This is a genomic window from Kitasatospora sp. NPDC024654 (assembly GCF_055559155.1).
In genome coordinates this window covers 4,076-24,921 of record NZ_JBVHLF010000072.1, presented here as the reverse complement: position 1 = coordinate 24,921, position 20,846 = coordinate 4,076, and the positions used below count along the sequence as shown (strand labels likewise).

The 20,846-nt window shown below is 73.8% G+C and carries 14 protein-coding genes; all 14 read left to right on the top strand.

Annotated elements, in window-relative coordinates; all coding sequences use genetic code 11:
* Nucleotides 1-303: 303 nt before the first annotated feature.
* On the top strand, nt 304-1,980 hold the full coding sequence (locus ACZ38L_RS30385; protein WP_465699249.1) for an NAD(P)/FAD-dependent oxidoreductase: 1,677 nt from the start codon (nt 304-306) through the stop codon (nt 1,978-1,980).
* Nucleotides 1,977-3,437 (top strand): ATP-binding protein, encoded by a 1,461-nt coding sequence (locus ACZ38L_RS30380; protein WP_465699247.1) that lies wholly within the window; start codon nt 1,977-1,979, stop codon nt 3,435-3,437. The genes ACZ38L_RS30385 and ACZ38L_RS30380 overlap by 4 nt, the downstream gene beginning before the upstream one ends.
* Nucleotides 3,434-3,784 (top strand): UBP-type zinc finger domain-containing protein, encoded by a 351-nt coding sequence (locus tag ACZ38L_RS30375; RefSeq protein WP_465699245.1) that lies wholly within the window; start codon nt 3,434-3,436, stop codon nt 3,782-3,784. The genes ACZ38L_RS30380 and ACZ38L_RS30375 overlap by 4 nt, the downstream gene beginning before the upstream one ends.
* Before the next feature lie 222 nt (nt 3,785-4,006).
* Nucleotides 4,007-4,768: an SDR family oxidoreductase gene (locus tag ACZ38L_RS30370; RefSeq protein ID WP_465699243.1), complete on the top strand. Its 762-nt coding sequence runs from the start codon at nt 4,007-4,009 to the stop codon at nt 4,766-4,768.
* A gap of 219 nt (nt 4,769-4,987) precedes the next feature.
* Entirely contained in the window at nt 4,988-6,118 is a 1,131-nt protein-coding gene (locus tag ACZ38L_RS30365; protein ID WP_465699241.1) for an AfsR/SARP family transcriptional regulator, read from the top strand.
* A gap of 5 nt (nt 6,119-6,123) precedes the next feature.
* Nucleotides 6,124-8,424, top strand: a complete 2,301-nt coding sequence (locus ACZ38L_RS30360; RefSeq protein ID WP_465699238.1) for a TOMM precursor leader peptide-binding protein — start codon at nt 6,124-6,126, stop codon at nt 8,422-8,424.
* Entirely contained in the window at nt 8,414-10,369 is a 1,956-nt protein-coding gene (locus ACZ38L_RS30355) for a TOMM precursor leader peptide-binding protein (protein ID WP_465699236.1), read from the top strand. Before ACZ38L_RS30360 ends, ACZ38L_RS30355 begins: the two co-directional genes overlap by 11 nt.
* A gap of 77 nt (nt 10,370-10,446) precedes the next feature.
* Complete coding sequence (locus ACZ38L_RS30350) at nt 10,447-12,045, top strand: nitroreductase family protein (protein WP_465699234.1); 1,599 nt, start codon at nt 10,447-10,449, stop codon at nt 12,043-12,045.
* Nucleotides 12,046-12,124: 79 nt separating this feature from the next.
* Nucleotides 12,125-14,824, top strand: a complete 2,700-nt coding sequence (locus tag ACZ38L_RS30345) for a lantibiotic dehydratase (protein WP_465699272.1) — start codon at nt 12,125-12,127, stop codon at nt 14,822-14,824.
* Nucleotides 14,817-15,884, top strand: coding sequence for a lantibiotic dehydratase C-terminal domain-containing protein (locus ACZ38L_RS30340; RefSeq protein ID WP_465699232.1), 1,068 nt, complete (start codon nt 14,817-14,819; stop codon nt 15,882-15,884). Before ACZ38L_RS30345 ends, ACZ38L_RS30340 begins: the two co-directional genes overlap by 8 nt.
* Complete coding sequence (locus ACZ38L_RS30335) at nt 15,881-17,104, top strand: metalloprotease (protein ID WP_465699229.1); 1,224 nt, start codon at nt 15,881-15,883, stop codon at nt 17,102-17,104. The genes ACZ38L_RS30340 and ACZ38L_RS30335 overlap by 4 nt, the downstream gene beginning before the upstream one ends.
* Nucleotides 17,105-17,129: 25 nt before the next feature.
* Nucleotides 17,130-18,053: an ABC transporter ATP-binding protein gene (locus ACZ38L_RS30330; RefSeq protein WP_465699227.1), complete on the top strand. Its 924-nt coding sequence runs from the start codon at nt 17,130-17,132 to the stop codon at nt 18,051-18,053.
* Complete coding sequence (locus tag ACZ38L_RS30325; RefSeq protein ID WP_465699225.1) at nt 18,050-18,799, top strand: ABC transporter permease; 750 nt, start codon at nt 18,050-18,052, stop codon at nt 18,797-18,799. The genes ACZ38L_RS30330 and ACZ38L_RS30325 overlap by 4 nt, the downstream gene beginning before the upstream one ends.
* Nucleotides 18,796-20,778, top strand: coding sequence for a TOMM precursor leader peptide-binding protein (locus ACZ38L_RS30320; RefSeq protein WP_465699223.1), 1,983 nt, complete (start codon nt 18,796-18,798; stop codon nt 20,776-20,778). Before ACZ38L_RS30325 ends, ACZ38L_RS30320 begins: the two co-directional genes overlap by 4 nt.
* Nucleotides 20,779-20,846: the final 68 nt, after the last annotated feature.

The following is a 20,846-nucleotide window of genomic DNA, read 5'->3' as shown; positions in this document are numbered from 1 at the left end:
ACGACCCCGGGAGCAGGTGCGCGGGTCCTGGACGACGCCCCGCGGATCGTGCCGGCCGACACCGCCCCGCCGGCCATGAGCGGGGATCGACGTGCCCGGCCCGTCCGCCCCCGGGGCCCGGGCGTCCGGTCGGCGACGCGCGCCGGAAGGTCATCGATCCGGGCCGTCGGGCGGGCCGGCCGGCGGATCCCGGCTTCGTAGCGGAGCCACAGAACCACTCATAGAATGAGTAGCACCGGCGTACGGGTGTACACGGGCTGGCCACGCCAGATGGGGAACCCGCCAGCCCGGGGCAGGAGACGCATGGCAGCGGCTGCCGACGCGGCGCGGGCCGTCATCTTGACCGTGGACGACGACCCCGGAGTGTCCCGTGCCGTCGCCCGTGACCTGCGGCGACGCTACGGCGGGGCGTACCGGGTGGTGCGCGCGGAGTCCGGGGAGTCCGCGCTGGACGCCCTGCGCGAGCTGAGGTTGCGGGGCGGCCTCGTGGCGGTGATCCTGGCCGACTACCGCATGCCGCAGATGAACGGCATCGAGTTCCTGGAGCAGGCCCTCGACGTCTATCCCGGTGCGCGGCGGGTGCTCCTCACCGCGTACGCGGACACCAGTGCGGCGATCGACGCGATCAACGTGGTCGACCTCGACCACTACCTCCTCAAGCCCTGGGACCCGCCGGAGGAGAAGCTCTATCCGGTCGTGGACGGTCTGCTGGAGACCTGGCGGGCCACCGATCGGCGGCCGGTGGCCATCACCAAGGTCGTCGGAAACCGCTGGTCGGCCCGCTCGTCGGGCGTCCGGGAGTTCCTGGCCCGCAACGAGGTGCCGTACCGCTGGTACTCCTCCGAAGAGCCGGAGGGCCGGCAGCTGCTCTGTGCCGCCGGCCAGGACGGCTTGCGGCTCCCGTTGGTGATCACTCCGGACGGCACGGCACTGGTCGAGCCCGACGATCAGGACCTCGCAGCACGGGTCGGCCTGGCGACGACTCCGTCGGCCCGGTTCTACGACCTCGCGATCATCGGGGGCGGTCCGGCCGGTCTGGGAGCGGCCGTGTACGGGGCGTCCGAGGGTCTGCGCACCGTCCTCGTGGAACGCTCCGCGACCGGGGGCCAGGCGGGCCAGAGCTCACGGATCGAGAACTACCTCGGCTTTCCGGACGGCGTCTCCGGGGCGCAGCTCACCGACCGGGCCCGGCGCCAGGCGGCGAAGTTCGGTGCCGAGGTGCTGACCGCGCGCGAGGTCACCGGGCTGGAGATCAACGGCGCGTCGCGCGTCGTCCGGTTCTCGGACGGCTCCACGGTAGCCGCGCACTCCGTGATCCTCGCGACCGGCGTGTCGTACCGGCAGCTCGAGGCGCCCGGCGTGGCCGAGCTGACCGGGTGCGGGGTGTTCTACGGCTCGGCGCTGACCGAGGCGGCCGCGTGTCAGGGCCACGACGTCTACATCGTCGGCGGGGCGAACTCCGCCGGGCAGGCCGCGCTGTACCTGGCCCGGGGCGCCAAGTCGGTCGCCATCCTGGTGCGCGGACCCTCCCTGTCCGCCTCGATGTCCTACTACCTCGTCCAACAGGTCAAGGCCACGCCCACGATCTCGGTGCGCACCAACACGGTCGTCGAGGCCGCCCACGGGACGCGCCAACTGGAGCAGCTCACCCTGCGCGACACGGCGACCGGGGAGACGGAACTCGTCGATGCCCAGTGGATGTTCGTGTTCATCGGCGCGGCCCCGCTGACCGACTGGCTGGAGGGCACGGTGCTGCGGGACCCGCGCGGCTTCATCCTGACCGGTCCCGATCTGACCGCGGACGGGCGCCCGCCGCCCGAGTGGGAGCTGGACCGGCCGCCGTACCACTTGGAGACCAACGTGCCCGGCGTGTTCGTGGCGGGAGACGCGCGCGCGGAGTCCGCCAAGCGTGTCGCGTCCGCCGTCGGGGAGGGAGCCATGGCCGTCATGCTCGTGCACCGGTATCTGGAGCAGTCGTGAACGGGCGACCGATGCCGTGCCGGAAACAGGAGATCGGCACGCTGTTCCTGTTCGAGAAGCTGGCCCCCGACCAGATCGCGCGGCTGTGCCGCGACGGCCGGGTGGAGACGTTCGAACCCGGGCCCGTGTACCAGGAGGGCGACCCGGCCACCTGCTTCTACGTGCTGCTCGAAGGGGCCCTCGTCCTGTCGCGCAGGATCGGCAACCTCGACGTGGAGGTCAACCGGAGCTCCAGCCGCGGCGTCTACGCGGGAGCCTTCCAGGCCTACCTGGGCGACCGCGTGGAGCAGGTCTACAACAACTCCCTGCGTGTCGTCGAGCCTTCGCGGTTCTTCGTGCTTCCCGCGGAGACCTTCGCCGCGATCATGCGCGAGTGGTTCCCGATGGCCGTGCACCTGCTGGAGGGGCTCTTCTTCGGCACCAAGAACACCCAGGAGGCCGTCGGCCAGCGAGAACGGCTGCTGGCTCTCGGCTCGCTGTCCGCAGGGCTGACCCACGAGCTCAACAACCCCGCCGCGGCGGCGGTGCGGGCGACGTCGGCGCTCCGGGAGCGGGTCGCCGGCATGCGCCACAAGCTCGGCGCGATCGCGACCGGCCCGTACCGGCGCGACAGCCTGGAGTCACTCATCGAGGTCCAGGAACGCACGGCCGAGCGCGTCGCCAAGGCCGCCGGCAACCTGAGTCCGCTCGAGGCCTCGGACCGGGAAGACGCCGTCGCCGACTGGCTGGAGGACCAGGGCATCGCGGACGGGTGGCGGATGGCGCCGACGTTCGTCCAGGCGGGCCTCGACACCGACTGGCTGGACCAGGTCGCGGCAGCCGTGGACGAGGGCGCCCTGGAAGGCGCCGTGCGATGGCTGAACTACACCGTCGAGACCGAACTCCTGATGAACGAGATCGAGGACTCGACCGCCCGGATCTCGGCCCTCGTCACCGCGGCCAAGCAGTACTCCCAACTCGACCGGGCCCCCTACCAGGTCGCCGACGTGAACGAACTGCTCGACAGCACGCTGCTGATGCTCTCCGGGAAGATCGGCCCCCGCATCACCGTCGTCAAGGAGTACGACCACACGCTGCCGAAGATCCCGGCCTACCCCGGCGAACTCAACCAGGTCTGGACGAACCTGATCGACAACGCCGTTTCGGCGATGACGAGCATGGACACCGAAGGCACGTTGACGGTGCGCACCGCGCGGGACGGCGGCCATCTCCTGGTCGAGTTCGGCGACACGGGGCCCGGGGTGCCCGCGGAGATCCGCGACCGCATCTTCGACCCGTTCTTCACCACGAAACCGGTGGGTGAGGGTACCGGCCTCGGCCTGGACATCTCGTGGCGCATCGTCGTCAACAAGCACCACGGTGACCTTCGGGTGCGCTCCGTCCCCGGCGACACCAGGTTCCAGGTACGCCTCCCGCTGACCTCCACCGACTCCGACCCCCCACAGGAGCCGTCATGAGTTCCCGGAACGGAATCGACCCCTCGGTCCCGCCGAGCGGTACCGGATGCCCCGAGTGCGACGCTGTCGGCGGGTGGTGGTTCCACCTGCGACGCTGCGCGCTCTGCGGCCACATCGGCTGTTGCGACGACTCGCCGTCGAAGCACGCGACCACCCATGCCGCAACCACCGGGCACCCGGTGATCCGCAGCTTCGAACCGGGCGAGAGCTGGTTCTGGAACTACGAGACCTCCGAGATGTACGCGTCGGGTCCGCGGCTGGCACCGCCGGAGAGCCACCCCGCCGATCAGCCGACCCCCGGCCCCGCGGGGCGGGTACCGGCGGACTGGGCCGATCGCCTGGGTTAGCACCGCAACCCGGTCCGCTCCGCGATCACGGTCGACGGCATCGCCGGGGACGCTCCAGCGGCCCGGGCGCTCCGCGACGGGGACGCGTTCGTCGAGCAGGACCGGACCGGCGCGCCGGCTCCGGGTGTCGGCGACACGGGGAGCGGCGACGGTGGTGCCCACGCCCCCGGAAGGCGATGCTGTGAGCCCATCGCGGCCCGCGCGATCGGACAGGAGGCAGTCGTGGACTTCGGACTGAAGGATCGGGTGTACATCGTCACCGGTGGCACCCGGGGGCTGGGCAGGGCCGCCGCCCGCGAACTGGTGGCGGACGGCGCGAGGGTGGTCGTCAGCGGTCGCGGCGAGCGGTCGGTGGCCACGGCTGAGGCGGAGCTCGGCGGTCCGGGACGGGTGGTCGGTGTGGTGGCCGACAACGCCGACACCGACACCCCGGCCCGGCTGATCGGCGCGGCCCGCGACGCCTTCGAGCGGCTGGACGGGGTGCTGATCAGCGTCGGCGGGCCGCCGGCGGGTAGCTCGGACGACATCGACGACGACCAGTGGCGCGCCGCCTTCGAGTCGGTCTTCCTCGGTGCGGTTCGGCTGTCCCGCGCCGTCGCGGCGGAGCTGGACGACGGAGGTGTCATCGGATTCGTCCTCTCCAGCTCCGTGTACGAGCCGATTCCCGGCCTCGCGATCTCCAACGCCCTGCGGCCGGGCCTGGCCGGCTACGCGAAGAACCTCTCGAACGAGCTGGGTCCCCGGGGCATCCGCGTCGTCGGCCTCGTGCCCGCTCACATCGAAACCGACCGGGTGCGCGAACTCGACGCGCGGGCCGGCGACGCCGACGCCGCCCGCGCCCGGGCGACCGCCGACGTTCCTCTTCGCCGCTACGGAACCCCGGACGAGTTCGGCCGGAGCGCCGCTTTCCTGCTGTCGCCCGCCGCGTCGTACCTGACGGGCGTGATGCTGTCGATCGACGGGGGCGTGCGCAGGGGCTTCTAGAAGACTGACGACGGTGTCGGGTTCCGGCCCCGCCGAGAGCGGCGGGGCCGGCCTGTTGCTTGTGGCGTTGGGGAAGCGGGCCGGGGAGACGATGATCCGTTCCGCAATGTTCATTCAAATACTGTCTCCCATCGTTGACTTGATCGAACACCAGCCGTACGTTCGGGCGGGCGTGGTCCGCAGGGCTCGTGGACGCGGTGATCGGAGGGATGCGTGGGCGTGGTCGAGACCGTGCAGGGTGGCGAATCCACCCGGTTCACCGTTCTCGGACTGCTGGCCATCGCGGACCGTCGGGAGACCGCGGTGCTCCAGCCCTCCAAACCGGCGACGCTGCTTGCCGCACTGCTGGTCCGCCCCAACTCGGTGGTGTCCGTCGAGGCGTTGCAACGCGCCATCTGGGGCGAGGAGACCCCGGCGACGGCGAAGGCGGCGCTGCACTCCTGTGTCCTGCGGCTGCGCAGGCTCTTCGCCAAGTACGGCGTCTCCGGCAGTACCATCGAGGCGCTGCCCGGCGGATACCGGATGGCTGCCGACGCCGCCACCCTCGACCTGCTGGAGTTCCGCGAGCTGCTCGGACGGGCGGACCGGGCCACCGACTCCGAAGCTGAACTCCCGCTGCTCCGCTCGGCGTTGACGCTCTGGCAGCCTCCCGTCCTCGGCAACGTCCACTCCGACGCACTGCACCGCGAGGAGGTGCCCCGGCTCGCCGAGGAGTGGCTCAGAACCGCCGAACGGATCTACGACATCGAACTCGCCCTGGGGCGTTGTCGCGAGGTACTGGCCGAACTCTGGTCGGTCGCCAGATCGCACCCGATACACGAGCGCTTCTGGGAGCAGCTCATCGAGGCCCTGTACCGGACCGGCCGTCGCGCGGAGGCTCTCGCCGAGTACCGCCGGGTCCGCGACCACCTGCTCGACGAGCTCGGAGTCGACCCGGGACCCGCCCTGCAACGTCTGCAAATCGCCGTCCTGCGTGGTGAACCGCTGTCGGACGGGACATCCGCCGCCGATCTCCGGCGCGCCGCCCCGACCGGGCGGGGGCTCGCGTTCGAACCCGGCCCCGATCCCGCCGCGACCTCTGCCCCGGCCGCCGATCCCGTCACGGCCGCGACGGCCGAATCCGCCACCGGGGAACTGGTGCTGGCGAGCCTGGTACAGGCCGGACTCCTGGCGGAGGGGCCACCCGGGCACTACCGCATGCACGAGCTGCTCCAGGTCTTCACCCGTGCGGCATCGGGCAGTTGGGCCCGCGCGCCGGTGGAGTCGCGCACCACCAGGACCAGTGGCTCCGCCGACGGAGCCCCCGCCCCGCGGCAGTCAGCCGCCCCGTTGCGTACCACCGAGGTGTGAGGGACATGGCCCCGTACGAGGAGATCGCCGACAGCCGGCCGCGGATCCGGCGCGACGTGCTGTACACCCGGACACCCACCGGGGTGCTCTTCCACAACGCCCACGGCGGATTCAGCCTCACCACCAAGGACGCGTACCACTTCGCCTCCCTGATCGTGCCGCACCTCAACGGACGGCACAGCGTGGCGGAGCTCTGCCAGGGACTCGGCGAAACGCAACGCAGCATGGTCACCGAGCTGGTCCGCGCCCTCTACCACCGTGGATTCGCCCGCGACGCGGGGCCCGAACCCGACCCCGGTCCGCTGCTCTCCCCCGAGGTCACCACACGCTTCGGCCCGCAGATCGCGTACGTCGACCACTACGTGGGCGAGGCCGCGGAACGCTTCCGGCGCTTCCGGGAAAGCCGGGTCGCCGTCGTCGGCGAGGACGAACTCGCCCGCTGGTGCGTACTCAGCCTGATCCGCAACGGCTGTGCGACGGTCGGCGTGCTGCCCGGCCTGGCCGAGCTCGACGGCTTCGCGGAGATCGAGGCCGAGACGGCCGCCACCGGGGCCGGCTGCCCGGTGACCGTCAGCACCCTGCCGACCGGTTCCCCGGACGCTCCCCCGCGGGACGGTGCCGCGGGCCTCGGCCCGGGCTGGGCGGAGCTCGACGGGTTCGACGTGGTGCTGGTGACCGGCCCGGCCGCCCCACGACGGACCGTCCGCCTGCTGGAAGCGGGGATTCCGGCCGGCCGCCGGCTCCTGCCGGCCTGGACGATCGGCGGCAGCGCGGTGATCGGTCCGCTGATGTCCCGGGACCGTGCCGGCTGCTGGGTGTGCGCGGCGCTGCGCCTGGGCGCCAACGCCTTCCCGGACCACGCGGCCGAACTGTGGAGCGCCCTCGCCCCGCTCGCGCCGCTGACCTCGAGCGATCCGGCACCCAGCCGGCCGCTCGCCGCGATGCTCGGCAACCTGCTCGGCTACGAGGTCTTCCGGCTCACCACCGGTGCGCTGCCGGCCGAGACCGACGGCCGCCTGCTCGTGCAGGACCTGGACTCGCTGGACGTCGTCGGTGAGCCGCTGCTGCCGCACCCGCGCTGCCCGCGCTGCGCCGCGCCGTCGGCCGCCGGCGAACCCGACCCGGCCGCCGCCGTGGACGTCACCGGCATCGAGCTCCCGGCAGCGGACCCGGCCGACCTGCCACCGGCCGACGGCGCGGCGGAGGAGGGGGCGGCCGAGGCGGCCCTGGCCGAGCTGGACGCCCGCGCGGTCCTGGTCGGCCGCCACGCCGGGGTGTTCGGCGGCTTCGCCGACGACGCCTGGCAGCAGACCCCGCTGAAGGTCAGCACGGTGAGCCTGCACCTCGGCCCCGGCGCACGCCGGGAGATCTCGGCCTCCGACCTGCACCATGTGGCGGGGGCGCGGCTGCGCGCGCTGTACCGGGCGGCCGAGGTCTACACCGAGCACGTGGTCCCGCCCGCCGTGGCCGGTCGCGGCGCGGACGGGCGGAGGATCCGTCCGGAGTCGCTGAGCACCGCCAGCGGCCTGCCGGCCGGTGCGGTCCCGGACTGGTGCCCGGCGACCTCGTTGCTGACCGGCGAGCGGTTGCTGGTACCCGCCGCCGCGCTGCGCACCTTCGGTCCGCACAACCGGGACCGGGCCTTCGAGGCCACGGCCGCCGGTACCGGCGCGGGTGGCTCGCTCGCCGAGGCGACCGCGCGCGGCCTGCGCACCGCGCTCGGGTACGACGCGCTGCGCGCCGCGCTGCGCGGCAGGACCGAACCGGCCGCCGTACCGGCGGAGCTGCTCCGGCGGGACGGCGAACTCACCTTCCTCGCCCGCTCGGCCGCGAACCTCGGCCAGGCACTGGAACTGCTCCGACTCGGCGACGAGGACGAGCCGCTGCCGGTGGTGCTGGCGCGGGCCACCGATCCGGGGACGGACCGGTACCGCTGGACGCTCGGCAGCGGCCTCGGCCTTCGGCAGGCCGTGCTGGAGGCGGTACGGGACCTCCTCGGCGCGGCCCAGCTGGACCGCGACCCGGCCGCCGGCACCGCCCCGGCCCCCGGTACGGCCCCGGTCCCCGGCGCGCCGGCCGATCCGGGCGACCCGCTGATCGGCGACCTGGACCCGGCCGTGCTGACCGTCGCCGGCGGTGCGACGGCCGGACCCGATCCCGACCTCGACTGGCCACAGGTGTTGAAGCGGCTCCGGGCCGACGGGAGGGACGTCCTGGTGGCCCCGGCCGGCTCGGCCGATCTGCGCGCGGGCCGGGTCGAGGTGGTCAAGGTCCTGCTCACCGACGGGTCGTCGGATGCGTGCTGACGTCCGCTCCGGCCCGTCCGGCCCGTCCTACACCGGCCCGTGGGCGGAGGCCCTCGGCGCGCTGGCGCACGAACTGACCGCCCGTCAGGTTCCCCCGGTCGAGCTGGCGATGCTCGGCGCCCGGGACGAACTCGCGGTGGACGGGGGCGTGCCGGGCGCGGGCCGGGCCGGGTCCGTGCACCTCTACGGTCACCACGCGATCGTCGGCCCGGGCGACCAGCCCGGGACCACCGGGTCGGCTTCGCCCTGCCCGCGCTGTCTGGCCCGGCGCTGGCAGGCGGTCCGCTCGGGGCCGCTGCGCGACGCGCTCGAACTGGGCGGCGACACCAGGGCGGTGGGCAGCCCGCCGTGGGCGGTGCCGTTCCTCGCCGACGCGCTGGCCGCGCTGCTGGCGGCCCGCGCGGAACGCGGCCGGCGCCCGGGGGCCGGGGGTGAGGGCGGAGCTGAGGAGCGATCGCGTGCCATCCACCTCCTCGACCTGGAGACGCTGCGGGTCAGCGGCTTTCCGCTGCTCCCGGACGCGGAGTGCCCCCGGTGCGACCTGCGCACCGAGGACAGTGCCGAGTCCGCCAGGATCGAGCCGGTGAGCAGGCCCAAACGGGCGCGCGAGGTCTTCCGGCAGCGCGCGATCGAGGAGTACCGGCTGTCGCCGGCGGCGTTCGTCAATCCCGTGGCCGGGATGCTCGGCCCCTCGGTGGTCCCCGATCTGGTGTCCACCTCGACCTCCACCACGGTCGGCTGCTTCACCATGCGCTCCGGCGACTACCTGCGGGAGTGCTTCTGGGGAGGCCACACCGCCGCCTACCGGACCAGCACCGAGGTCGGTCTGCTGGAGGGGCTGGAGCGGTTCGCCGGGATGCGGGCGCGCGGGAAGCGGACCACGGTGGTCGCCGCGTTCGACGAGCTCGGCGACCGGGCGCTCGACCCCCGGGTCTGCGGTCTCTACCCGGCGGAGTTCCACCTACGCGAGCCGGGTGTCCGGCCGTTCTCGCCGACCCGGCCGATCCCCTGGGTCTGGGGCTGGTCGCTGCGCGACGACCGGGCCGTGCTGGTCCCCGAGATCCTGACGTACTACCACGCGCCCGGCGGGGTGGAGAATCGTTTCGTCCAGGAGAGCTCCAACGGCTGCGCCTCCGGCGGCTGCCTGGAGGAGGCGATCTACCACGGGCTGATGGAGGCGATCGAGCGGGACGCCTTCCTGCTCGCCTGGTACGGCAGGCTCACGCTGCCCGAACTCGACGCCGCCACCAGCGCCAGGCCCGAAACCCGGGCGGCGGTGGACCGGTTGGAGATGTACGGCTACCGGGCGCGCTTCTTCGACACCCGGATCGGCTTCCCGATCCCGGTGGTGACCGCCGTCGCGGAGCGGATCGACGGCGGACCGGGCCGGCTCTGCTTCGGCGCCGGCGCGAGCCTGGACCCGGAGACGGCGCTCTGGGCCGGCCTGTGCGAGATCGCCACCGACGCGGTCAACCTGCGCCGCCGCACCGCCCGGGAGGAGCGGAGACTGCGGGCGATGGCCGAGGACTTCGACCAGGTGCGGGTACTGCACGACCATCCGCTGCTGTACGGACTGCCCGAGATGGCCCGGTACGCCGACTTCCTGCTGCGGGACGGCGGCGAGCCGGCCCCGCTGCACCGGCTCGCCGCCGGGTCGCTCGGGCCGTCCGACGACCTCCGCGAGGACCTGCGGCGCAGCGTCGCCGCGGTGACCGCGGCCGGTTTCGACGTCGTCGTGGTCGACCAGACCATGCCCGAGCAGCGCGGGCTGGGCCTGAGTACCGTCAGTGTGCTCGTTCCCGGTCTGCTGCCGATCGACTTCGGCTGGCGCCGCCAGCGGGCCCTGACCATGCCCCGGCTGCGGACCGCTCCCCGCGAGGCCGGTCTGCGCGAGCGCGACCTGCGGGCGGACGAGCTCAACCCCGCGCCGCACCCCTTCCCTTGAGTTCCCTTGAGTTCACCCCCGAGCCTTTCCCGAGGCCCCGCGTAGTCGGAACACGAGACGTACCGGAGAGGATCACCATGGGCTACGCCCACGAGTACGCGGCCGCGGTGCTGTGGCGGGGCCGGGCCCCGATGGAACCCGCGGACTTCGTGCCGGACTGGGCCGACCGCCCCAGGAAGGACAAGTACTTCCCCGGCGCGCCGCACTTCCCGCTGCCGGACCGCGCACCCGACGCTTCCGCGAGCGTCCAGCGCGGCCTGTTCGGACCGGGTGGCGAGGGCGGGTTCACCCTCCCGCTGCTCGGCGGCATGCTCAGGGACTCCTACGGGCTGACCGGACGCCGGCTCGCCGTGCAGGCCAACTCGGACCTCGGTTCGCTGCCGCTCTACCCGCATGCCAACTGGTCACGCGGCACCGCCTCCGGCGGCGGCCTGTACCCGATCGGCGTCCACTGGGTCTGCGGGGCCGGTGGTCCCCTCCTCCCCGGCGTCTACCACTACGCGACACCGCACCACTCGATGCGGCGGCTGCTGGCGGGCGACGTGACCACCGAAGTGCGGGCGGCCCTGGGCGACTTCGGAGCGGAGAGCGACCAGTTCCTGGTGCTCACGATCAAGTTCTGGCAGAACGCCTTCAAGTACAACAGCTTCTCGTACCACGCGGTCACCATGGACGTCGGCGCGCTGCTGGAGACCTGGCGGATCTGGGCCGGCGCCCAGGGCCTGCACCTCGGCGCCGCGCTCTGGTTCGACGAGGAGCGCCTCGGCCGTCTGCTCGGCCTGCGGTCGGACCAGGAGGGCGTGTTCGCCGTCGTCCCGTTGCGCTGGGAAGGGCCGCCCGGCGCGAGCGGGCCCGGGACACCCCGGGACGTTCCCGGCACGGCACGGGTGCGGGCGATCGACCAGGAGCGCTCGCGGACGGTCCGCACCTTCGAAACCGTGCGGCGCCTCCACGCGGCCACCCTCGACGGCGCCGCGGACCGTCCGGCGACCGGCGTCCTGGACGCGGCACTGCATGCGCCGGCCGGGCCGGAGCGGGCCCACGGTGAGCCGGTCCCCCTGCCGGCACCGCGACCGCTGGCCCTGGGCGTCCGGGCAGCGCTGCGGGCCAGGCGCAGCAGCTTCGGACGGTTCACCGCGAACCCGCCGATGACCGCCGCCCAGCTGTCGACCGCCCTCGCCGCGGCCGCCGCGGCGGGCCACCTGCGCACCTGTGCGGAGAGCCCCGGCGAGGCGTCGCTGACCCGGCTCCACGTCCTCGTCAACCACGTTGCCGGGGTGCCCGCCGGGGCCTACGCGTACCAGCCGTCGGACGGCTCGCTGCGACCGGTCCGACCCGGCCCGCAGGGTTGGTTCCTGCAGCGGAACTACTTCCTGGGCAACTACAACCTGGAGCAGGCCGGCGCGGTGATCACGGTCACGGCGCCCACCCCGGCCGTGCTGGACGCCGTCGGCGACCGCGGCCTGCGGCTGGTGAACGCCGCCGTCGGCGCGAGCGCGCAGGCCCTCTACACGGCGGCCCCGGCGGCCGGGCTGGCCTGCGGGGTGGCGCTCGGCTTCGACGGCGTCTCCTACGCCGAGTGGCTCGGTCTGGCGGACGGCGAACTGCCGTTGCTGATCATGATGGTCGGGCAGGAGCACCGCGGCCCGGCCGACTTCGACCACACGATCGCCTGAACCGGTGGAGGAACGGTTGACCAGCACGGAAATCCCCCGGCCCCGGACCGATCCGCACCTGGGCCTCGGGCCACGCTTCATGCTGCGGGTCGCCGGGCTGCCCGTCGAGGCGGTACACGGCCTGCGCTCACCGGAGGTGTTCGGCTGGGCCGAGCGACTGCTGGCGGAGGAGGAGCGGCTCACCGAACTCGGCGCCCGGCTCAGTGAGCCGCTCTCGGAACTGGTGCGGACCGCTCCGGACACCGGGCAGCGGCGCCGGTTGCTCGCCGTGCGCCGGCGGGTGTTCAACAACCGGCTGCCCGACGCGCCCGCCGAGGACCTCACCCTGGTCGAGGGGCTGGCAGCCGAGGTCGGCGCGTCGCTGTCGCGGTGGCTGCGCGCCCGCCGCTCCCTGACCGACCTGCGGTCCGCCGGAGGGGCCGCCTTCGAGCGCGAACTGGTCCGCACCCGGGCCGAGTTGCGTCGCCTGGCCGGGCTCGACGAGCTGCGCCTCGGCCTGCTGCTCGCCTCGCCGTCCCTGGAGAGCCGGCTGGACGACCGGCTCGGGCCGCCGGGCGCGCCCCCGGACCGGCGCGGCCGCAAGATGGAGCGGTCGCTGCTGTCCTACCTGTACCGAACGGCCTGCAAGACCAGCCCGTTCAGCACCTTCACACCGGTCGCGGCCGGTACCTTCGAGGCGGCGGCGGACGGTACCGACCCGACCGGACTGTTCCTCGGCGCCGGGCGCGACAGCCACCCCCGGCTGAACGTCGTGGTGCTGGCCCGGCTCGCCGAACTCATCGCCGCCGACCCGCTGCGCCGACGCGACCTGCCGGTGGCGCTCGCCTCCGGCTGGGAGTTGACCGAGGACCGGGTCCGCTACGTGCGGCGCTCGGTGACCGCCGGCGACGACAGCGCCCCGGTGAGCTTCGACGCGGCCCGGGACCGGCTGTTCTTCCTCCGCCTCAGCGGAGCCCTGGAGCGGCTGCTGGACCTCTTCCGGAGCCGGCCGCTGATCCGTCACGGCGATCTCGTGGCCGCGCTCCACACCGACACCGACGCGAGCGCCGAGGACGCCGAGCGCTATCTCGCCGCCTTGCTGGACATCGGCATCCTGCAACTTCCCACCCTCGCCACGGACGTACACACCGCCGACCCGCTGCGCTCCTTCCAGGACGCGCTGCGCGCGGTCGAGCGACCGTGGGCCGGGCGGATCGCCGACCGTCTGGCGGCACCACGCGCGGCGATCGCGCGCTACCCCGAGGGCGACGTCCCGACCCGGCGGGCGCTGCTCACCGAGATCCGCAGTGAACTGGCATCCATCCAAAGCGAGTTGGGTGGTACGCAGGTGGCACCCCCGCAGACCCTGCTCTACGAGGACGTCGCCGCGGGCGAGTTGACCGCCGACCCGGCCGCCTGGGCGGAGCTGGCGGCCCGGCCACTGCGCTCGCTCGCCCGGATCCTGCCGGCCTTCGACCTCGCCCTGGCCCAACGGCTCACCCTGAAGGGCTTCTTCCTCGCCCGGCACGGCCGGGGCGGGCGCTGCGAGGACCTGCTCCAGCTGGTACACGACTTCCACGAGGACATCTTCAACCAGTACCTCCAGTTCACCGCGCTCAAGCCGGCCCGCGGCGCGGACGACGGCTACCCGCCGGAGGAGAACTGGCTGGGCCTGCCGGAACTCACCGCCCTCGACCGCTCGCGGGCCGAACTGGCCCGGCGGATGCGCGAGTTGTCACAAGGACTGGCCGAGGATGCCGAGGAGCTGGCGCTCGACGAGGCCGACCTCGCCGCCGTCGCCGCCGAACTCGCCCCGCTGGGCGGCGGGTTCGCGGCGCACAGCCACTTCGTCCAACTGGCCCGCGGCGCCGGCGATCCGCTGGTGGTGCTCAACCACTCCTACGGCGGCCTCTGCTTCCCCTTCACCCGCTTCACCCACTGCTTCGAGGACGCCGACGGCGGCGGACTGCCCACCGCGCTGCGCGCCACGCTGCGCGACGCCCAGCCGGAGGGCGCGGTCTTCGCCGAGGTGACCGCCGGCTCGGCGACCACCAACCTCAACCTGCACGCCCGGCTGACCGACTACGAGCTGGTCTGTCCCGGCGAGACCAGCACCGCGCCCGCCTCCGCCCGCATCCACCTCGACGACCTGTACGTCGAGCACGACCCGGCCGCCGACCGGCTGGTGCTGCGCTCGCGACGGCTGGGCGTCGAGGTGGTACCGCTCTACCTCGGCTACCTCGTCCCGATGGTGCTGCCCGAGATCCCGCGCAGCCTGCTGCTCTTCTCGCCGACCTCGCGGGTGACCCCGGAGCTGTGGCGCGGCGTGCCCGCGGGGCCCGCCACCCGGGGCGTCACCCGGCGCCCGAGGGTGCGCCACGGCAGCCTCGTCCTGCACCGGCGCAGTTGGACCGCCGAAGCCTCGGCACTGCCCGAACTCCAGCCGGGCGAAAGCGAGTCGGAGCGCTTCCTGCAGTGGCAGCGCTGGCGGCGCCGGCACGCTCTGCCCACCGAGGTCTTCGTCCGGGTGCACCCCGAGCGCCCGGAGACCGGCTCCCGGCTCGGCACCGCCAAACCGCAGTACGTCGACTTCGCCAGCCCGCTCTCGCTGCTGGCGCTGGACGGGCTGCTGGCCGGCGGTCCGGCCCGGCTCGTGCTGGAGGAGATGCTGCCGGGCGAGGACGCCCTGCACGTGCGCTCCGCCCACGGCCGCCACGTCGCCGAACTGGCCCTGGAGATCGTTCCCCGCGCGGGGGCCGCCGCGCCCGAGCAGCGGCGAGGAGAGCCGAGCCTTGACTGACCGACCGACCGACCCGACCACGCCCGAAACCACCCCCGGCGACTGGCTGGCCCTGCACGTCTTCTACGCCGCCAGCCCGCGCCCGCTGCTGCTCCAGTGCGTCCGGCCGCTGGTCGCGGAGCTGACCGCCGAGGGCCTGCTCGCCGGGTACTTCTTCATCAACTACTGGCTGGAGGGTCCGCATCTGCGCCTGCGCCTGCGTCCCTCCTCCCCCGCCGCGGCCGACCGGGTGCGCGAGCGCGCCGAGGCGGCCGTGGCGCACTTCCTGCGCCACCGCCCGGCTCTCTACGAGGTGAAGGACAGCTTCTTCGCCGAGCTCTACAACACCCTCTTCGAGCTGGAGTACCGCGAGGAGGACCGCGAGCGCCTGCTCGGCCCGGACGGCCGCATGCGGCTGCGGGAGAACAACACCTTCAGCGTCGAACCGTACGAGCCCGAGTACGGCAAGTACGGCGGCCCGGCCGGGGTCGCGCTCGCCGAGTGGCACTTCCAGCGCTCCAGCGATCTGGTCGTCGAGGTCACCCGGACGATGAACCTGCACCTGCGCACGGTGGTGCTGGGGCTCGCCGCCCAGCTGATGATGACCACGTCCGCCTGCCTCCTGCCCGAGCAGGACGCCCTGCTGGCCTTCCTCGACCGCTACCACGCCTTCTGGAACCGGGCGTTCGAGGGCACCGACTACACCGCCCAGCGGGGCTACGACCGGGCCTACCGCAGCACCGGCGACAGCCTGCCGGGCCGCTTCCGGACGATCCGCGCGGCAGTCGCGGCCGAGTCCCCGGACCGGCTGCCGAGCCTGCTGCGCGGCTGGGCCGAGCACTGCCTGGAACTGCGCGAGCGGGCGACCGACCTGACCCGCGGGGGCGAGCTGGTCTTCCGCTCCTGGGACGGCAGCCGCGACCTCACCGTCACCGACCCCGCGCAGGCACTGCCGATGCTGCTCGCCCCGTACGCGCACATGACCAACAACCGCCTCTCGGTGACCGTGCGCGACGAGGCGTACCTCTCCTACATCCTGGCCCGCGCCCTGCGCGAGCCGCAGCCCGCGGTGACGCCGTGAGCGGACACCATCTGCTCGGCCTGCGCCCGAAGATCCGCCCCGAGCTTCGGACCAGCCGGCCGCTGTGGCGCGGCGCCGTCCCCGTCCACCTGGTGTGGGACCCGGCGAGCCACCGCCGGCTGGAGGTCGGGGTGAAGGAGCACTTCATCATCGCCCGGCTGGACGGCACCCGCTCACTGGCCGAGATCGGCGAGCAGTACGCCCAGCGGTTCCGGGCCCGGCTCGGTGAGCCGCAGTGGCAGCAGATGCTGGGTCTGCTGTACGCCCGGGGACTGCTGGCCGACGCCCCGCCGCCCGCGCCGCAGGCGCCGCCCGAGCAGAACCCCTCGACCGTGCTCGCCGGCCGGGTGCGGCTGGTCGCCGACGCACCCGCCCTGCTGGAGCGGCTGTACCGGGCGAGCGGTCCCGCCCGCCAACGCTGGTTCCTGGCCGCCCTGTCGACGCTGGTGGCGGCACTGCTCGCGGGAGTCGTCGGCCACCTCGGCACCCTCACCGACGAGACCGCCCGGCTCACCCGCCAGCCCGTCGCGCTGCTGACGGTCGGCACCCTGCTCTGGGCGAGCCTCGCGCTGCACGAACTCGCCCACGGACTGGTCGGCCGGGCCTTCGGCGGACGGGTCACCGAGATCGGCCTGCGCTGGCGGCTCCCGATGACCTACCTGTACTGCGAGGTGGAGGACGTGCGGTTCTTCGCCCGCCGCCGCGAGCAGATCGCCACCGCCACGGCCGGGGCCCTGATGAACCTGGTCTTCCTGCTGCCCTGGTACCCCGTCTGGGCGCTGCTGCCCGCGCACGCCCAGGCCAGGCCCTTCCTGGGCGGCCTGCTGTCGCTCGGCACGGCACTCGCGCTGGCCAACCTCGTCCCGTTGCCCCCGCTCGACGGCTACAAGGCGCTCGGGCACGCCCTCGACTGCCTCCAACTGGCCACCGAGAGCCGCCGGTTCACCGTCCTGCTGGCTCGCGCCACGCTGCGCCGGGAGTTCGCCACCGTCCGTGCCTACCCCGTACGGCTGCGCCTGGTCTACGGCGGCTACGCGCTCGGCTGCGCGGCCCTGGCCGTCGCCGCGCTCGCCGCCGTCGGCCCCCTGAGCGGCCGGCTGCTGCCGGTCCGGCTCGGGCCGGTCGCCGGGTACGCGCCCGCGCTGGCGGCCGCGGCGGCGCTGGCGCTGTGGGTGGTGGGCCGGCTGACCCGGGCATACCGCAAGCGGCCGGTGAACTGATGTCAGCAAGGAGAGAGAACAACTGATGAGTACAGGTGACAGCCCGTCGGACCCGGCGGTCGCGCTCGACGGCGTGAGCAAGCGGTACGGCAGGGTGCAGGCGCTCGACGGCGTCTCACTGACGGTGGCTCGCGGCGAGTTCTTCGGCATCCTCGGACCCAACGGCGCCGGCAAGACCACGCTGGTCGAGGTCGTGGAGGGGCTGCGGCAACCCGACGCCGGCAGCGTCCACGTGCTGGGAGAGCGGCCCTGGCCCCGGAAGACCGCGCTGCTGCGGCGACTCGGCATCCAGACCCAGACCTCGGCCTTCTTCACCCGGCTGACCGCGCTGGAGCACCTGGAGACCGTCGCCGCCCTCTACCGCCTGGAGCCGGCCGCCGCCCGACGCGCCCTCGCCCTGGTGGACCTCGAGGAGCAGGCCGACCGCCGGGTGGACCAGCTCTCCGGCGGCCAGCGCCAGCGCCTCGCGCTGGCCACCGCGCTCATCCACGAACCGGAACTGATCTTCCTGGACGAGCCGACCGCCGCCCTCGACCCGGCCGCCCGGCGCTCGCTGTGGGAGGTGCTACGGGCCCTGAAGGGGGACGGCCGGACCATCGTCTACACCACCCACCACCTGGACGAGGCCGAGGCGCTGTGCGACCGGGTGGCGATCATCGCCCGGGGTTCCGTGCTCGCGGTGGACAGTCCCGGGAGCCTGGTCAGGTCGCTGGCCGCCCCCACCCGGCTGTTCGTCCCGGCTCACCGGATCACGGTCGAGGACGCGCGGCGGCTGGCCGGGGTCGACCAGGCGACCGTCGAGGCGGGCGAGGTGGTGATCTCGACCAGGTCCGCCAACCGGGTGCTGGTGGCACTCGGCGACCTGGTCGGCCTGGACGAGATCCAGACCCGCACCGCGACCCTCGAGGACGCCTACCTGGAACTGACCGGAACGGAGCACCGTCCGTGAACGCCTACACCGCCGTAACCAGGGCCAGTTACCTCGCCTACGTCCGCGACCGCACCTCGGTGATCTTCACCTTCGCCTTCCCCCTGGTCTTCCTGGTCGTCTTCGGGCTGATCTTCCACGGCCAGTCCGTCAACGGCGGCCTGTCGTACATCAACTACATCGCCCCCGGCGTGCTCTCCTGGGGGATCGGCAACGCGGCGCTGTTCGGGGTCGCCTTCACCCTGATGCACTGGCGCCGCGACGACCTGCTGCGGCTCATCTGGCGCACCCCCACCCCGCTGGCCTCCGTGCTCGGCGCCCGCTACGCGGTGGCCCTCGGCACCGGCCTGGTCCAGGCGGTGCTGTTCACCGCCGTGGCGCTGGCCGGCTTCGGCCTGGTGATCGCCGGCTCCTGGCCACTCGCCCTGCCGGTGCTGGTGCTCGGCGTCACCGCCTTCGCCGCCCTCGGCCTGGTGGTCGGCACGCTGGCCAGCACCGCCGAGGCGGTGGCCGCGATCGCCAACTGCGTGATGGTCCCGATGGCCTTCCTGTCCGGCGCGTTCTACCCCATCGACCTGATGCCCGGCTGGTTGCGGCACCTCTCCCGGGCCCTGCCGCTGCGGTACTTCGACGAAGGGGTCACCGACGCCCTCGGCGGGCGCGGCGGGTTCGGCCGGCCCGCCCTGGACTGCGCCGCGCTGGCCGCCTTCGCCCTGCTCTTCGCCCTGCTGGCCGGCAAGACCTTCCGCTGGAGCAACCGGACATGACCACTCCCGTCGCGGCTGCCCCGGCGGCCCCCTTCGAGGCGGCCCGGGCGCTACTGGAGCGCCGTCTGGCCGAACGCGCCGCGGCCTGCGACGCGGCGGCACCCCTGGTCGTCGTTCTCGGCGGCGCCGATCTGCTGCGCGCCGAGCCCGCCGCCCGGGCGCGGTACCGGGCCAGGGCCACCGTCCACCTCACCGGGCAGGCCGTCCTGGTCGGTCCCTGGGGCGGGGCCCCCGACGCGCCGCCGGCCTGCGGCACCTGCCTGGCCATCCGCTGGCAGCGGTTGCGCAGCCGCACCGAACGCGAGGCCCTGGAGACCGGCCTCGCCACCACCGTGGTGGGCTGCGACTGGCCGGTGCTGCCGGAGTACGCCGTCGACGCCCTCTGGGCCCTGCACCAGCTCACCACCACCTGGGGTGGGAAGTCGATCCGGCCGACCTCCCACCCCACGGTCCGGCCGAGCGCGGCTGACGCCGCGCTCCCCCAGGTCTCCCGGCTCGACCTGGAGACGCTCCGGGTGCAGACCGTGCCGCTGCTCGCCGAGCCGCTCTGCCCGTCCTGCGCGGCCGCGGCCGACGCTCCCGCGCCGACCGGGGAACCGGTGCTCCGACTCACCCGCCGCCCCAAGCCGGCCGCGGACATCCACCGCCTGCGCCCGGCGGGTTCCCACCCGTTGCCCACCGCCGCGCTGGCCAACCCGGTCTGCGGGGTGCTCGGCGCGGGCACCTGGTCCGACGTCACCTCGCCGACCACGGCGCCGGTGGCCGGCAGCGTCTTCATGCGCGGCTACGCCGGACTCACCGACGTCACCTGGAGCGGCCAGGCCAACTCCTTCCGCGCCAGCCGCGCGCTGGCCTTCCTGGAGGGCCTGGAGCGCTACGCCGGCACCCACCGGCGCAGCACCGCACCGATGCTGACCGACTCCTACCACAACCTGGCCGACCGCGCGCTGGACCCGCGCGCCTGCGGCCTGTACGCACCGCGGACCTACCGCGAGGACCCGATGCTCAGCCCCTTCGACCCCGACCGCCCGATCCCGTGGGTCCAGGGCCACTCGCTGCGCGACGACCGCCCGATCCTCGTCCCCGCCCGGCTCTGCCACTACAGCGCGGGGGTGCCGGCCGACAGCTTCGTCTTCGAGTGCTCCAACGGCTGCGCCATCGGCAGCTGCCTGGAGGAGGCGATCCTCTTCGGCCTGCTCGAACTCATCGAGCGGGACGCCTTCCTGCTCGGCTGGTACGGCAACGCGGCGCTGCCCGAGATCGACCTCGCCCGCTGCGCCGGCCCGGGCCTGCGGGCGATGCTGGACCGCGCCACCCTGCAGGGGTACCAGGTGCACGCCTTCGACAACCGGGTGGATCTGGCCGTCCCGGTGGTGACCGCGCTCGCGGTGCGGGGCGACGGCGGGCCTGGGACGCTGGCCTTCGCGGCGGCCGCGGGCTTCGACCCGGAGCACACCGTCGAGTCCGCGGTCGCCGAGATCCTCACCTACCTCCCGCACCTGCCCGGCCAGGTGCGCGAGCGGCCGGCGGAACTGGCCGCGATGGCCGAGGACTTCGGCCTCGTCCGCCGACTGCCCGACCACGCGGCCCTGTTCGGCCTGCCGCGGATGGCCCGGTACGCCGGCAGCTACCTGGAACGGCGGGCACCCGCCCGGCCCGCCACCGAGCTCTACGCCGACTGGGCCGAGCGGCGCCCGCGCTCCACCGACCTGCTCGACGACCTGCTGTTCTGCCGCGACGAGTTGGTCAGGGCCGGCCACGACGTGATCGTCGTCGACCAGACCTCGCCCGAGCAGCGGAGGCTGGGCCTGCGCACGGTGTGCACGGTGGTGCCGGGCCTGCTGCCGATCGACTTCGGTTGGACCCGGCAACGTGCCCTGCGACTGCCCCGGTTGCGCACCGCCCTGCGGCGCGGCGGTCTGCGCACCACCGACCTGGCCGATCACGAGCTGCGCCTGGTCCCACACCCGTTCCCGTGACGGCCGTTGGGCCGCCGCCCAGGGGGGGGGGCCACAGTGGGGGACACGCCGGAGCAGGAGGTGGCAAT

Bases quoted from the DNA above. Each gene is read 5' to 3' on its own strand.
- ACZ38L_RS30345 (WP_465699272.1), top strand. From the start codon at position 12,125: ATGCTGCGGGTCGCCGGGCTGCCCGTCGAGGCGGTACACGGCCTGCGC.
- ACZ38L_RS30330 (WP_465699227.1), top strand. From the start codon at position 17,130: ATGAGTACAGGTGACAGCCCGTCGGACCCGGCGGTCGCGCTCGACGGC.
- ACZ38L_RS30350 (WP_465699234.1), top strand. From the start codon at position 10,447: ATGGGCTACGCCCACGAGTACGCGGCCGCGGTGCTGTGGCGGGGCCGG.
- ACZ38L_RS30375 (WP_465699245.1), top strand. From the start codon at position 3,434: ATGAGTTCCCGGAACGGAATCGACCCCTCGGTCCCGCCGAGCGGTACC.
- ACZ38L_RS30355 (WP_465699236.1), top strand. From the start codon at position 8,414: ATGCGTGCTGACGTCCGCTCCGGCCCGTCCGGCCCGTCCTACACCGGC.
- ACZ38L_RS30320 (WP_465699223.1), top strand. From the start codon at position 18,796: ATGACCACTCCCGTCGCGGCTGCCCCGGCGGCCCCCTTCGAGGCGGCC.
- ACZ38L_RS30360 (WP_465699238.1), top strand. From the start codon at position 6,124: ATGGCCCCGTACGAGGAGATCGCCGACAGCCGGCCGCGGATCCGGCGC.
- ACZ38L_RS30385 (WP_465699249.1), top strand. From the start codon at position 304: ATGGCAGCGGCTGCCGACGCGGCGCGGGCCGTCATCTTGACCGTGGAC.